A 13,575-nucleotide genomic window follows, 5' to 3' on the forward strand; every position below is an offset into this window, starting at 1 on the left:
ATGCCGGAACTCGAAAAATACGCCTTCAAGATGAAACTCTTCGCCGGCAAAGAGGCAGAGTATAAACGGCGCCATGACGAGATATGGCCGGAACTGGTGGTGCTTCTCAGACGAGTGGGCATCAGCGATTATTCCATCCATCTCGACCCGGAAACCAGCATCCTGTTTGGCGTGCTGACCCGCCCGAAGAACCACGGCATGGCGGCTTTGCCAGACCATCCCGTGATGAAGAAATGGTGGGCGCATATGGCCGATATCATGGAGAGCAATCCCGATAATTCACCCATCGCAAAAGACCTGGTGACGGTGTTCCATCTGCCATGAGCGACAGCATCAAACCGGGCCGCGTCGCGGTCATCGATATCGGCAAGACAAACGCCAAGGTCGTCGTCATCGATACCGGCAGCGGAGAGGAAATTGCCGGGGAGAAGCGGACGAACCCCGTTCTTCGCCATGGCCCCTACCCGCATTACGATGTGGAAATGCTCTGGCGTTTCATTCTCTCCGCGCTTCAGCAATTTGACCAGAAGCCCGGTTTCGACGCGATTTCCGTCACCACCCATGGCGCTTCGGCAGCACTTCTCGATGGGAATGGCGATCTCGCCATGCCGGTGCTCGATTATGAACACGGCTATCCAGCAGCCATTCAGGAGGCCTATCGCCGCATCAGGCCCGATTTTGCCGAGACCGGCTCACCGCAGCTTCCCGTGGGACTGAACCTTGGCGCGCAAATCCATTTTCAGAAAGAGGCGTTCCCTGACGATTTTTCCAGAGTGCGCAGCATCGTCACCTATCCGCAATATTGGGCGGGGCGGCTGACTGGCGTTCAGGCGACGGAAACGACCTCGCTCGGCTGCCATACGGATCTCTGGAACCCACGGCGAAAAAGTTTCTCCTCGCTGGTCGAGCACCTCGACATCGCACATTTGATGGCGCCGGTCCGCTCCGCTTTCGATGTGCTGGGAACGATCCGCCCATCGCTGGCGCAGGAAACCGATCTGCCTTCGGATATGCCGGTCTATTGCGGCATCCACGATTCCAACGCGTCGCTCCTGCCGCATCTTCTGCGCCGGGACGGTGACTTTTCGGTCGTCTCCACCGGTACCTGGGTGGTGAATTTCGCCATCGGCGGCGTGGCGGGCGTGCTCGATCCCACCCGTGACACCCTCTTGAATGTCGATGCTTTCGGCCGACCCGTTCCTTCCTCCCGCTTCATGGGCGGCAGGGAATATGAAATGCTGGCGCAGCAATTCGGAGCAGCGGAAGACGGAGCGATTGACGCGGCTCTCGGCGGGGTGATTGCCGGAGGCATGATGCTGCTGCCGAGCGTCGTCAGCGGCTCCGGCCCATTTCCCGACAAGGCGGCGCGCTGGATCGCCGATGAAAATGCCACGACCGCAGAACGGCACGCGGCGACATCGCTTTATCTCGCCCTGATGACGGAATGCAGCCTTTCGCTCATCGGGCGGAAAGGTCCGATCCTTGTGGAAGGCCCCTTCGCCAGCAACGCGCTTTATCTGAAGGCTCTGGCCGGCTTCGCAGGGACCGAAGTAACGGCGGTCGAAGGGTCTACCGGCACCAGTGCAGGCGCGGCCCTGCTCACCGGTATCAAACCGCTTGCCGGTCGCGAGCGCCATTTCGCTCCTGACGCCATTGAAGGACTTGGTTCCTACCGCAACGCTTGGAGGGCAAAGCTAGTCTGACGACATGAGGCGGTAAATACCTCCGTCCCCCACCTCCACACGCGCCGTCATCCTCGGGCTTGACCGCAGGATTTATTCTTCGTGCTGCTGTGGATTCTCGGGTCAAGCCCGAGGATGACGGCGAATGCGAGGGACTGGTTGTGGAGCAATCACGAAATGCGGCCGACTATTCGGCCGCATTGCAATTTTGCAGAAGGATCAGCCCTTGATGAAGGCCAGAAGATCGGCGTTCAGCACATCGGCATTGACGGTGAGCATGCCGTGCGAGAAGCCGGGATAGGTCTTCAGCGTGCCGTTTTTCAACAGCTTCACCGATTTCAGGGCGGAGTCGGCGATCGGCACGATCTGGTCGTCTTCGCCGTGCAGCACCAGTGTGGGAACGCTGATATTCTTCAGGTCTTCGGTCTGGTCGGTTTCGGAGAAAGCCTTGATACCGTCGTAATGGGCCTTTGCACCGCCCATCATGCCCTGCCGCCACCAGTTCTGGATCACACCTTCCTGAACCGTCGCGCCATCACGGTTGAAACCGTAGAAAGGACCGGCCGGCACATCGCGGAAGAACTGCGCACGGTTTGCGGCGAGCGCCGAGCGGAAGCCGTCAAAAACCTCCATCGGCAGGCCTTCCGGATTGGCCTCGGTCTTCAGCATCAGCGGCGGCACGGCGGAAACAAGAACCGCCTTGGCGACGCGGCCGGCGGGTTCGCCATGTTTTGCGACATAACGGGCCACTTCGCCACCGCCGGTGGAGTGGCCGATATGGACGGCGTTCTTCAGATCGAGAGCTTCAACGACCGCGAAGGCGTCAGCGGCGTAGTGATCCATATCGTGACCGTCAGCAACCTGGGCGGAACGGCCATGACCACGGCGGTCATGGGCGACGACGCGGAAACCCTTGGAAAGGAGAAACAGCATCTGCGCATCCCAGTCATCGGACGAGAGCGGCCAGCCATGGTGGAACATGATCGGCTGGGCATCCTTCGGGCCCCAGTCCTTGTAGAAGATTTCGGTTCCGTCTGTCGTCTTAACAAAGCCCATGATCGTTTCTCCTTCGGTTGCGTTGGCATCTCCGGTGCGGTCTGTTGTGCGCCGGTTTGATGGAGGGATGATGACGCAGGACAGCGATTGCGACAATTGCAACAATAATTGGCAATGAATTGCTGTTTATGAAATTATCTTCTCGAACCGCATACCAATTCCGGTACGCGCATCAACCCGCTCCGCGCCCTCATGCAAGGGAAAGAACGAGATGGCGGGCGGACGGTTCCGTGAATTCGGCGCGGCCTCTTCGGCCTCAGTCGACCTCGGGATCGTATTCCCTCGGACTATCGTCCTTCGAAAACAGGACACAGGGCCCGCGCGAACCGCGCGGATCATAGGCATATCCCTTGGCGGTCAGCGCCTGCATGATGTCGCGAACCCCGGCGAGACCGTAAAGATGGTCGTGCAGCTCCACGAATATCCGCTCTACGCCGGTCAGATCGGCCCTGCCGAGCAGATCGCGCTCCGCGCCCTCGATATCCATGACGAGCGCGGTAATGCCGCGGCTGGCGATAAATTCATCGATATTGGCGGAGGAGATTTCGATGCGCTTTTCATAAGGCCCCTGATTTTCGTCCATGGACGACATCCAGAGATCCCTGCGAACGTAAAAAGGATAGGAGCTCGGCTCGTCGGCGGTGAGAAGCCCCTGTGAAAACACGACATTGCCACGGCAATTGGCCTTGATCACCCGTTCTGCCAGCGCCGCCGTGGAGGGGTTGGCCTCGAACGCCCAGACGGAAACATCCTCAATGCCGGCGATGATCGACGTGATGATCCCGATACCCGATCCCAGTTCCAGAACCCGATCACCGGGCCTGATGGCTTTCAGGACGCTGCGAGCCTCTTTCGCCTCATAGCTGCCGTCGGTCAGCGCCTGCCAGATGACGGGCGACACCTCATCGGAAGAGAGGGGAAGGGCAACTCCATGCACGTCCAGTATTTCCATGTCTCAAGCCTTTTCGCAAAACCCGGCCGCGTCGTTGGAATGATCCGATATCGACCGGGAATGCTCTACAGCATCGGAGCGGCAACCGATATCGGTTTTCGCAAGCAACACTATGACGTGGTAAAAATTCAAGATACGACCACCGGCAAACGGGCACCTCTCAAACGGAACTCCAGGCCACGAGTTCCTTGGCCGGCAATGGCCGGCTGATCAGATATCCCTGAACCTGATCGCATCCCAGACGCCTCACGCATTCATATTGCTCTTCCGTCTCGATGCCTTCCGCAATCGTCGTCATCCGCAGGCTGCGTCCCACACCCACCACGAATTCCACGATCGCCAGCGCGTCGCGGTCGCTGGTGATATCGCGCAGGAACGAGCGGTCGATCTTGATCTTGTCGAAGGGCACACCGCGCAAATTGGCGAGCGAGGAATAACCGGTGCCGAAATCATCCATGGCGATCTGGATGCCGACGGCCTTCAGCCGCGACAGCGTGTTGATCGTCTGGTCGCTCTTGTTGAGCAGGATCGATTCGGTGATTTCAAGCTCGAGCCGGCTTGGTTCCAGCCCGCTTTTCTCAAGCGCGCCCATGACGTTCTGGATGAGAGTGGTGCTGTGGAACTGAACCGGCGAAAGATTGACCGCCACCTTCATGTCTTCGTCCCATCGCATGGCCTCGCGGCACGCGGTCTCCATCACCCATTTTCCGAGCGAATGGATAAGACCGGTTCTTTCCGCCACGGGAATGAACACGCTGGGCGGCACATCGCCACGCACGGGATGTTTCCAGCGCAGCAGTGCCTCGAAGCCGCAAAGCTTGCGTGTCTGGGTCGCCACCTGCGGCTGGTAATAAACCTCCATCTCGTCGTTCTGCAACGCGGTCTGCAGATCGGCCTCGAAGGATTTCTTCTCGGTCAGCTGCTTCTGCATGCGGACCTTGAACACACTCGCCCGGCCCGGGCCGATGGCTTTCGCTTCATAAAGCGCCAGGTCCGCACGCTTGAACAATTCATCCGCATCGACAGCCCCATGCGATATGGCAATGCCGACGCAGGTGCCGATTTTGACCTCCTGTTCACCCAACTGGTAGGTGCGGCTGATCTGGTCGATAAGCTTGGTGGCCAGCCGACGGGCGGCATCCTCGTTCAGGTCGTCGGAAACGACGGCAAATTCGTCGCCACCCAGACGGCAGACCATGTCATAATCGCCGCCAATGGCCGAAAGGCGCTGTGCCACGGCCTGAAGCAGCGCATCGCCCGCATCATGGCCGAGCGTATCGTTGACGTCCTTGAACCCGTCGAGATCGAGCAGGAGGATGGCCGTCGTTCCCGTGCCGCCGAAGGATCGGCGCAACCTCTCGATCAGTTCCTGCCGGAACAGCGCGCGGTTCGGCAGCCCCGTCAGCGCGTCGTGATAGGCATCGTGCTCGAGCCGGACATTCTTCGCCTGCAATTCCAGCGTGGCGGCGCGCAGATCGTCCGTCAGGCCGCGCATGCTTTTCTGCGCGCGGTTCAGGAGATCGTTCTGGCGAAGCAGCAATATGACAAGCGCGATACCGCACAGGATCAGGCCGCCCGCCAGCGCGGTGTAAACGATGTGCAGCTTGCGCACATCCTCATGGGCCGTATCGATCAGATTGACGTCATAAGCGACGGAGGACGAGGCAAGCGTCGTCATCGGCGCATCGAGCGCGCTCATCGCCGACAGCAGATCGGGTACCTCCGCCGGGTTGAGGCTGTTCACCTCCTGCTCCAGGCGCGCCAGAACGGCATCGAGGCGGGTTACGAGATCCCGCCATTGCGGCTTTTCATTGATGAAAGCGCCCAGATTGCCCTGCTTCAGAAGCTCAAGACGGCTCAGCATGATATCCAGACGCAGTTGCAATTCATCCCGGTCGATCTTGCCGGGACTGAGCGCAAAGACGGCCAGCTTGTTCTGGAGACGCAGATATTCGGCTACGGTCTGGCTGACGGCCCAGGAATCATTGTAGCGGGCAAATTTCTGCAGAGCGGTCTGCCGCTCGGCAATGACGAAAGCGATATAGCCCGTTGCCAGGACAAAGCAACAGATGATCACCGCCACAAGTTTTCGCAAACGGCACCTTTATTCCACTATCAGTTTGGCAACTTGCCATGCGGACCGCGAATAATAGGTCTGCTTCTGCAGCTCCGGATCGCTGTCATAGGGATAAATGACGAACAACGGGCCTTTTTCGCGAACTGTCATGTAGTTGCCATCCAGCTTGATCGCCAGAATAACGTTAAATTTCTTAAAATCTTCAATCGGTATCGTACTGACATAATCGTTGAGAGCGACTGCCGTGACGCTTGTGCCCTTTGCGCCGACGATATCCATCAATTTCGCCAGCGAAACGCCATCGAAACGGACACGGCCATCATGCCAGGGTGTCGTGGTTTCCACCGTCTCCATGCCGAGCGCCTCCAGCATGTCGCGATCAAACTGCGCGGCACCGTCGGCATTCGTATTGGTGATGTTTCCGGATATGGTTAATATCGGTTTTCCTTGCGGTTTGGCAATTTCCGCGGCCCCGGCACAGGAAAGCCACACGAGCGACAAGAACGCACTGAGAAGTACCCGGGCGAAACTCATACTTTTTCTCCATCGATAACGTTCAGGTCGAGGGTTTTCGCCAACCTTTGAAGGTTAAGGGAACCGACACCAGCAATATATATCAGGAATGGATGTTATATCCTCACTGAGATTTTATCCGTATTTTCTCTAGGTTTTGAGTAAACCCTTTGGATAATTTTTCCGTCTTATTGTATTTTTTCGGGCCACACGTCCCGTTATGACGCAAGCGACAAGCGCCGGAGCCCCCTCCCGGTAATTCGTCAGATGCGACAACGGCCGAATTGTGGCGAGAGCCTTTCGCGGTCCGGCAGGTTCATCTGATTCGCGTAAGGTAGCCGCGCATGCGCCGCTCCATCTCCGCGCCAGATTGAAATGACGAATGACAAATTCCGCGTCACAGAAAAATCATGACGTTTGCCGGAGCACACGGTTGAAACATACCGCCCGGACCTTAATATAAAGGCTGTCGTTTCCGTTTCCGGCAATTCCAGAAGCCTCTTGCCGGAAATGCCCAGACACATGTTCCGCGCAGCGAAAGCCGCGATGCCGGATATCGTCCGGCCAGGAAAATTCTGTTCACGTCTCCGGGCCGGACGGCATTTCGCCGTATCGGCCGCATCATGAAGGTAGCCCCTATGCACACCTATCCCGACATCAAACTTCTCATTGATGGCGAATGGCGAGACGCCGTTTCCGGCAAGACGATCGCCGTATCCGATCCGGCAACCGACGAGATTATCGGTGCGATTGCCCATGCCGGGAAGGAAGACCTCGATCTGGCGCTTGCCGCCGCCGAGCGCGGTTTCAGGCTGTGGCGCGATACCTCTCCCTTCGAGCGTTCGAAGATCATGCGCAAGGCGGCGGATATCCTGCGCGAGCGCAAGGACAGGATCGCCTATATGATGACCCGCGAGCAGGGCAAGCCGCTGGCGCAATCGGGCACCGAAATCATGGGCGCTGCCGACACCATCGACTGGTTCGCCGAAGAGGCCCGCCGCACCTACGGGCAGGTTATCCCGGCGCGCGCGACCGGCGTTTCGCAGCTGGCCATCAAGCTGCCGGTCGGTCCCGTCGCGGCATTCACGCCGTGGAACTTTCCGATCAACCAAATCGTCCGCAAGCTTTCCGCAGCACTTGCCACCGGCTGCTCCATCATCGTCAAGGCGCCGGAAGAAACGCCGGCATCGCCTGCGGAACTGATCCGCGCCTTTGTGGATGCGGGCGTGCCGGCTGGCGTCATCGGTCTCGTTTATGGCGTTCCCTCAGAAATTTCGGAATATCTGATCCCGCATCCGGTCATCCGCAAGATATCCTTCACCGGCTCCACCCCCATCGGCAAACATCTGGCGGCGCTGGCCGGCAAGCACATGAAACGCGCCACGATGGAGCTCGGCGGCCATGCGCCCGTCATGATCTTCGACGACGCCGATATCGACAAGGCGATCGAAGTCACCTCGCTTGCCAAGTTCCGCAATGCCGGCCAGGTCTGCGTCGCCCCCACCCGCTTCCTCGTGCAGGACGGCGTGGCCGACCGCTTCCTCGAAGGTTTCGTCGAAGCGACGAAGGCCATCAAGGTCGGCAGCGGGCTGGAAGAGGGCGTCATCATGGGCCCGCTCGCCAATGAGCGCCGCATTCCCGCACTGGAAGGGCTCATCAACGACGCGGTTTCCCATGGCGGCGAATTGAAGACCGGCGGTCGCCGCATCGGCAACAAGGGTAACTTCTTCGAGCCGACGGTTCTCGCCAATGTGCCGACGTCAGCGAAAATCATGAATGACGAGCCCTTCGGCCCGGTCGCGATCATCAACCGCTTCTCGAGCTTCGACGATGCGGTTGCCGAAGCGAACCGCCTGCCCTTCGGCCTCGCATCCTACGCCTTCACCGGCTCGGTCAAGACCGCGCATGCACTCGGCCATCAGGTCGAGGCCGGCATGCTGACCATCAACCATAACGGCCTTGCTCTCCCCGAAGTCCCCTTCGGCGGCATCAAGGATTCCGGTTACGGCACGGAAGGCGGTTCGGAAGCGGTTCAGGCCTATCTGGAGACCAAATTCGTCAGCCAGATGAGCTGAGTTGGCCTTGAAATTTCTTCTCCCCGCCGGGGAGAAGATGCCCGAAGGGCAGATAAGGGGGCGAGCTCTCCGTGTATCTTTGCCGTTGCCCCCTCATCCCGCTGCCGCGACCTTCTCCCCGGCGGGGAGAAGGAGGCAAGGTGCATTCGCTCGATCCATCCTCACCTCCGATAGCTGCGCAGTCTTCCCTTGCCCCCGGGCTCACCCTGCCTTATAAAAGAACAAAAAGTGAACTTCGAGGGGCGATATGAGCGATACAGCGGCACCGGCATTGAAGGAAATCTTCAACCGCGAAAAACTGCGGCATATCGCCGATGAGACCAAGGCCGTTCATCCATCCTTTGACGTTTCCGCCTTCATGGCGCTCGCCACCGCCAATCTGGAAGCGCTGGGCATCATGCAGCGCATGCGGCAGGTGGCCACGAGCCTGCACGCCACGCTTCCCGGCGACTATGCCCGCAACATCGAGATCCTGACCGCCGCAGCGCCGGGCATCGGCAACGGTTTCGCCTCCATTTCGCTGCCGGAATATGTGGCCCTCTACGGTCTCGATGATTTCGATCTTTCCATGCGGGCCTTGTCCTATTTCACCCGTTTCGGTTCCTCGGAATTCGCCATCCGTCATTTCCTGCAAAAGGATATGGCCCGCACCCTTGCCGTGATGGAAACATGGTCAAGGCACGAAAACGAGCATGTGCGGCGGCTGGCGAGCGAAGGCTGCCGGCCGCGCCTGCCATGGTCGTTCCAGCTCAAACCCCTGATCGACGATCCCTCACCAGTGACCGCAATCCTCGACGCGATGAAAGCCGATGAAGCGCTTTATGTGCGCAAATCCGTCGCCAATCATCTGAACGACATCACCAAGGATAACCCCGCCTTCGTGCTGGCGCTCATCGATGCATGGCCGAAGGACAATCCGCATACGCGCTGGATCACCCGGCAGGCCCTGCGCACATTGATCAAGAAGGGCGATGCCGCAGCGCTTGCCCATCTCGGTGCACATGCGGAAGCGGAAATTGCGCTTGCGACATTTCAGGTCACGCCAGACAAGGTGGCTCTCGGCAACCCCGTTCGGATTTCAGCCTCTTTTACTTCGACGGCGAAACGCCCGCAGAAGCTGGTGATCGACTACGCCGTGCACTACGTGAAGAAGAGCGGCGATGCCTCCGCGAAAGTCTTCAAGTGGAAAGAGATCGAGCTTCAGCCCGGTGAGACATGCGCGCTGTCGATCAGCCGCGCCATACGAGATTTCACCACCCGCAAGCACTATGCCGGCCTTCACAGGGTCGACCTGATGATCAATGGCAGGCTGGTGGCGGAAAGCGCCTTCGAACTTCTGATCTGAATCCGGCGAGCGCCCCGCCGCGCCTCACGCGGCCGGGAAAATCTTTGCCCGGCGAATGATGACGGAACCGCGGTCTCCCGCAGCGACATCGTTTTCCGGCGGCACGTCGAATTCCAGAAGATCGCCGCCATCGGTGCTGGCAATCACCCGGCGTTCGCCCGCACGGTCGAGAACCCGTGCCACCGAGGCGGGAATGCCCTCATGCAAATCTTCCCATTCGAGATCGCCGGGGCGGGCATAGATATCCACCGCGCCGTCGCCTTGTGCGTAGGAGAAAGGCAGCTCGTTATCGCCGACATAGACCTTGCCGCCACGCGCCACGCCGGACACCCGGTTGGCATCGCCCAGAAAGCGCATGACGAAGGCGCTGTTCGGCTGGCGGCAGACGTCCTTCGGCGTACCCTGCTGCACGATCTCACCCTGATTGAGGATGACGACACGGTCGGCAAGATCCAGCGCCTCTTCCTGGTCATGCGTCACAAAAATCGTGGTGATGCCCAGAGAATCGTGAATTTCCCGCAGCCAGCGACGCAGATCGCGGCGGACATTGGCGTCCAGCGCCCCGAAAGGCTCATCGAGCAGAAGCACCTTGGGATCGACCGAAAGCGCACGCGCCAGCGCCACGCGCTGCCGTTGGCCGCCGGAAATCTGCGCCGGGAAACGGTCGCCCAGACCATCGAGCTTCACCAGCCGCAGAAGCTCCTCGACGCGGGCGTCAATCGCCGCCCTGTCGCGCTTCACTTTCGAGACCTTCATGCCGAAGGCGATGTTTTGATGCAGGGTCATATGCGGGAAAAGCGCATAATGCTGGAATACGAAACCGACGCCGCGGTCCCGCACCGGAATATTGGTGGCGTCCTCGTCGCCGAAAAAGATGCGGCCGCCGTCGCTATATTCGAGACCGGCGACCATGCGCAAAATCGTGGTCTTGCCGGAACCCGAGGGTCCGAGCAGGGCCAGAAGCTCGCCGCTTTCGATATCCAGCGAAACGTCGCGCACGGCGCGGAACGTATCGAAGGTCTTCACCACATTTTCGAGGCGGATTTTCATGGGAATCAGGTCTCCGTGGCGATGGCGGCATCGCCGTTGGTCTTTTTGGCCCCGCGCCCGGCGCCGCGCCGTTCCAGCGCTACCTTGGCAATGATGGTGACGACGGCGAGAGTAGCGAGGATCGAGGCCGAGGCGAAGGCGCCAGCCGTCTGGTAATCGTGGTAGAGCAACTCGATATGCAGCGGCAGCGTGTTGGTCTGGCCGCGAATATTACCCGACACCACCGATACGGCACCGAACTCACCCATCACGCGGGCATTGCAGAGTACGACGCCATACAGCAGCGCCCATTTGATGTTCGGCAAGGTCACCGAAAAGAAGGTGCGCCAGCCGGATGCGCCGAGCGAAGTCGCCGCCTCTTCCAGATCGCGGCCCTGCGCCTGCATCAGCGGGATAAGCTCGCGCGCCACGAAAGGTGCTGTGACGAACGTCGAGGCGATGACGATGCCGGGAAGCGCAAAAAGTATCTTGATGTCATGCGCATCGAGGAACGGGCCGAAAAGCCCCTGCAGGCCGTAAACGAAGAGATAGGCCACACCGGCAACGATCGGCGAGATCGAGAAAGGTATTTCGATCAGCACCAGCAGAAAGCGTCGGCCGGGGAAGTCGAACTTGGTGATCGCCCATGCGGCCGCGACACCAAAGGCCGTATTGACCGGCACGGCGATCAGCGCCGTCAGCACCGTCAGCATGATGGCGTGCCGGGTATCGGGATGGGTGATGGTGGCGGAATAGGCCTTCCAGCCTTGCGAAAACGCCTCGACGCCGATGATGATAAGCGGCGCCACGACCAACAGGGCGCCGATGACCAATACGAAGGCGATCAGGCTGCGGCGAACGAGAGGCGCGTCGCCGACGCGTGGCGGCTTGCGGTGTGAAGAAACGACGCTCATCTCTTAACCCCTCACCGTATAACGAAGCGCACGCGCCTGCAGATAATTGGTCACCGCCAGCATCACGAAGGCAGTGATGAGCAGCACGGAGGCGATGGCGGCGGCCGCCTGATAATCATATTCTTCCAGCCGGATGAAGATCAGCAGCGCGGTGATCTCCGTCGAAAACGGCTGGTTACCGGCGATGAAGATGATCGCTCCGAATTCGCCGAGGCTGCGGGCGAAGGAGAGCGACAGACCGGCGAGTAACGCCGGCGCCAGCAATGGCAGGATGACCTTTCGGAAGATTTCGAGATCGGAGCCGCCAAGCGACTGCGCCGCCTCCTCCAGCGCCGGGTCGAGATCTTCCAGCACCGGCTGCACGGTGCGCACGATGAAGGGCAGGCTGGTAAAGGCCATCGCCACCATGATTCCAACGGGCGTATAGGCCACCTTGATGCCGAATTGGGAAAGCACCGAGCCGAACCAGCCATTGCCCGCAAACAGTGTCGTCAACGCGATGCCGGCAACGGCGGTGGGCAGCGCGAACGGCAGGTCGACGATGGCGTCGACGATGCGCCAGCCCGGAAAGCGGTAACGCGTCAGCACCCAGGCGAGCGCCAGCCCGAAAATGACGTTGAACAGTGTCGCGGCCAAGGCGCAGAGCACGGTAACGCGATAACTGGCGACGGCTCGGGGCGAGGAGATGATCGACCAATATTCGACAGGGCCGAGGCTTGCCGCCTTGAACACCAGCGCCGAGAGCGGCAGGAGCACGATGATGGCGACATAAGTCAGGGTAACGCCGAGCGACAATTTCAGCCCCGGCAGAACATTCCGCTTCAAACCCCGCCCCCATTCATCAAAAAGCGACCCGGCGGTTTCCCGCCGGGTCTTTTACCTGTTGCGTATCGCTGTGATTAACGGCTGCCGTAAAGCGTATCAAGCGTCGCGCCGGATGCAAAATGCTCTTTCTGGATTTTATCCCAGCCGCCGAAGACATCATCGACATTGACAAGGCGAATGGCCGGGAACTTGTCCTTGAACTCGCCGACGACCTTTTCATTATGGACGCGGTGGCCGAATTCGGCAGCGATGCGCTGGCCTTCCTCGGTATAGAGGAAGTCGAGATAGCTCTTCGCCAGATCGCGCGAACCGCGCTTGTCGACGACCTTGTCCACCACCGCCACCGGGAATTCAGCGAGCAGGCTGACGGAGGGCACCACGCCTTCCACCTTGTCTGCGCCATATTGCTTGGCGATGCCGCGGGTCTCTGCTTCGAAGGTGATCAGCACATCGCCGATTTCACGCTCCACGAAAGTGGTGGTGGCGGCACGGCCTCCGGTGTCGAACACCGGCGTATTGTCGAAGATCTTCTTGACGAATGCCTGAACCTTCGCCTCATCGCCGTTGAACTTCTCCTTGGCATAAGCCGTGGCGGCGAGATAGGTGTAACGGGCATTACCCGAGGTCTTCGGATTGGGGAAGACGATCTTCACGTCGTCGCGGGCCAGATCGTCCCAGTCCTTGATACCCTTGGGATTGCCGGCGCGCACGAGGAAGGACGGGAAGGAATAGAAGGGCGATGCATCATTCGCAAAATCCTTCTTCCAGTCGGCGGAAACGAAGCCCTGCTTCACCAGAAAATCGACGTCGGTGACTTGGTTGAAGGTGACGACATCGGCTTCCAGACCCTCGACGATGGCGCGCGCCTGCTTGGAGGTGCCGGCATGCGACTGGTCGACGGTGACGCCCGGATGCAGCTTGATGAACGCCTCGTTCTCGGCCGCGAAGACTTCACGGGCGACATCGTATGATGCGTTGAGAATGGTGGTCGGAGACTGGGCCTGCGCCGCACCTGCAAAAAGAGCGGCAATGGCAGTACCGATAATGAGAAGACGTTTCATGAATACCCCCGGCAATTCGAATGGTGCTCAACATAACGGGCGGCAG

General features: G+C 59.6%; 12 protein-coding genes. 4 read left to right on the forward strand and 8 right to left on the reverse strand.

Annotated elements, in window-relative coordinates; genetic code table 11:
• Nucleotides 1-324 (forward strand): L-rhamnose mutarotase, encoded by a 324-nt coding sequence (gene rhaM, locus AC5YUO_RS17305; protein ID WP_496156113.1) that lies wholly within the window; start codon nucleotides 1-3, stop codon nucleotides 322-324.
• Nucleotides 321-1,703, forward strand: a complete 1,383-nt coding sequence (locus AC5YUO_RS17310) for an FGGY-family carbohydrate kinase (RefSeq protein ID WP_496156114.1) — start codon at nucleotides 321-323, stop codon at nucleotides 1,701-1,703. The genes rhaM and AC5YUO_RS17310 overlap by 4 nt, the downstream gene beginning before the upstream one ends.
• A 198-nt stretch (nucleotides 1,704-1,901) precedes the next feature.
• Here AC5YUO_RS17310 and AC5YUO_RS17315 read toward each other — a convergent pair whose 3' ends face one another.
• The 4 genes from AC5YUO_RS17315 to AC5YUO_RS17330 form a co-directional block, all read right to left on the reverse strand.
• The gene (locus tag AC5YUO_RS17315) at nucleotides 1,902-2,738 is read right to left on the reverse strand and encodes an alpha/beta fold hydrolase (RefSeq protein WP_496156115.1); all 837 of its coding nucleotides are present in this window, start codon (nucleotides 2,736-2,738) and stop codon (nucleotides 1,902-1,904) included.
• Nucleotides 2,739-2,994: 256 nt separating this feature from the next.
• Entirely contained in the window at nucleotides 2,995-3,690 is a 696-nt protein-coding gene (locus AC5YUO_RS17320; RefSeq protein WP_400812944.1) for an FkbM family methyltransferase, read from the reverse strand.
• 160 nt (nucleotides 3,691-3,850) lie between these two features.
• Nucleotides 3,851-5,773: a putative bifunctional diguanylate cyclase/phosphodiesterase gene (locus AC5YUO_RS17325; protein ID WP_496156116.1), complete on the reverse strand. Its 1,923-nt coding sequence runs from the start codon at nucleotides 5,771-5,773 to the stop codon at nucleotides 3,851-3,853.
• A gap of 21 nt (nucleotides 5,774-5,794) precedes the next feature.
• Complete coding sequence (locus AC5YUO_RS17330) at nucleotides 5,795-6,301, reverse strand: putative pterin-binding protein (protein ID WP_496156117.1); 507 nt, start codon at nucleotides 6,299-6,301, stop codon at nucleotides 5,795-5,797.
• Nucleotides 6,302-6,918: 617 nt separating this feature from the next.
• Between AC5YUO_RS17330 and AC5YUO_RS17335 the strand changes: the two genes are divergently transcribed.
• Both AC5YUO_RS17335 and AC5YUO_RS17340 read left to right on the forward strand, forming a co-directional pair.
• Nucleotides 6,919-8,355: an NAD-dependent succinate-semialdehyde dehydrogenase gene (locus AC5YUO_RS17335; protein WP_496156118.1), complete on the forward strand. Its 1,437-nt coding sequence runs from the start codon at nucleotides 6,919-6,921 to the stop codon at nucleotides 8,353-8,355.
• A 247-nt stretch (nucleotides 8,356-8,602) separates the two neighbouring features.
• Nucleotides 8,603-9,700, forward strand: coding sequence for a DNA alkylation repair protein (locus tag AC5YUO_RS17340; protein ID WP_496156119.1), 1,098 nt, complete (start codon nucleotides 8,603-8,605; stop codon nucleotides 9,698-9,700).
• A gap of 24 nt (nucleotides 9,701-9,724) precedes the next feature.
• Here AC5YUO_RS17340 and AC5YUO_RS17345 read toward each other — a convergent pair whose 3' ends face one another.
• From AC5YUO_RS17345 to cysP, 4 genes are all read right to left on the reverse strand, one after another.
• Nucleotides 9,725-10,750 carry a sulfate/molybdate ABC transporter ATP-binding protein gene (locus tag AC5YUO_RS17345; protein ID WP_400812948.1) on the reverse strand — a complete coding sequence of 342 codons (1,026 nt, stop codon included), beginning with the start codon at nucleotides 10,748-10,750 and terminating at the stop codon, nucleotides 9,725-9,727.
• A 5-nt stretch (nucleotides 10,751-10,755) separates the two neighbouring features.
• Nucleotides 10,756-11,643, reverse strand: coding sequence for a sulfate ABC transporter permease subunit CysW (gene cysW / locus AC5YUO_RS17350; protein ID WP_496156120.1), 888 nt, complete (start codon nucleotides 11,641-11,643; stop codon nucleotides 10,756-10,758).
• Nucleotides 11,644-11,646: 3 nt separating this feature from the next.
• A complete protein-coding gene (cysT, locus tag AC5YUO_RS17355) occupies nucleotides 11,647-12,468 on the reverse strand; it encodes a sulfate ABC transporter permease subunit CysT (RefSeq protein WP_496156121.1) in 822 nt (273 codons plus the stop codon).
• 74 nt (nucleotides 12,469-12,542) lie between these two features.
• Nucleotides 12,543-13,529, reverse strand: a complete 987-nt coding sequence (cysP, locus tag AC5YUO_RS17360) for a thiosulfate ABC transporter substrate-binding protein CysP (RefSeq protein WP_020809612.1) — start codon at nucleotides 13,527-13,529, stop codon at nucleotides 12,543-12,545.
• Nucleotides 13,530-13,575: the final 46 nt, after the last annotated feature.

The sequence above is a fragment of the Agrobacterium sp. LEGMi-208b genome (assembly GCF_059511785.1).

Excerpts from the sequence above, each read along its gene's own strand:
- rhaM (WP_496156113.1), top strand. The coding sequence starts at position 1 with ATGCCGGAACTCGAAAAATACGCCTTCAAGATGAAACTCTTCGCCGGC.
- AC5YUO_RS17310 (WP_496156114.1), top strand. The coding sequence starts at position 321 with ATGAGCGACAGCATCAAACCGGGCCGCGTCGCGGTCATCGATATCGGC.
- AC5YUO_RS17315 (WP_496156115.1), bottom strand. The coding sequence starts at position 2,738 with ATGGGCTTTGTTAAGACGACAGACGGAACCGAAATCTTCTACAAGGAC.
- AC5YUO_RS17320 (WP_400812944.1), bottom strand. The coding sequence starts at position 3,690 with ATGGAAATACTGGACGTGCATGGAGTTGCCCTTCCCCTCTCTTCCGAT.
- AC5YUO_RS17330 (WP_496156117.1), bottom strand. The coding sequence starts at position 6,301 with ATGAGTTTCGCCCGGGTACTTCTCAGTGCGTTCTTGTCGCTCGTGTGG.
- AC5YUO_RS17335 (WP_496156118.1), top strand. The coding sequence starts at position 6,919 with ATGCACACCTATCCCGACATCAAACTTCTCATTGATGGCGAATGGCGA.
- AC5YUO_RS17340 (WP_496156119.1), top strand. The coding sequence starts at position 8,603 with ATGAGCGATACAGCGGCACCGGCATTGAAGGAAATCTTCAACCGCGAA.
- AC5YUO_RS17345 (WP_400812948.1), bottom strand. The coding sequence starts at position 10,750 with ATGAAAATCCGCCTCGAAAATGTGGTGAAGACCTTCGATACGTTCCGC.
- cysW (WP_496156120.1), bottom strand. The coding sequence starts at position 11,643 with ATGAGCGTCGTTTCTTCACACCGCAAGCCGCCACGCGTCGGCGACGCG.
- cysP (WP_020809612.1), bottom strand. The coding sequence starts at position 13,529 with ATGAAACGTCTTCTCATTATCGGTACTGCCATTGCCGCTCTTTTTGCA.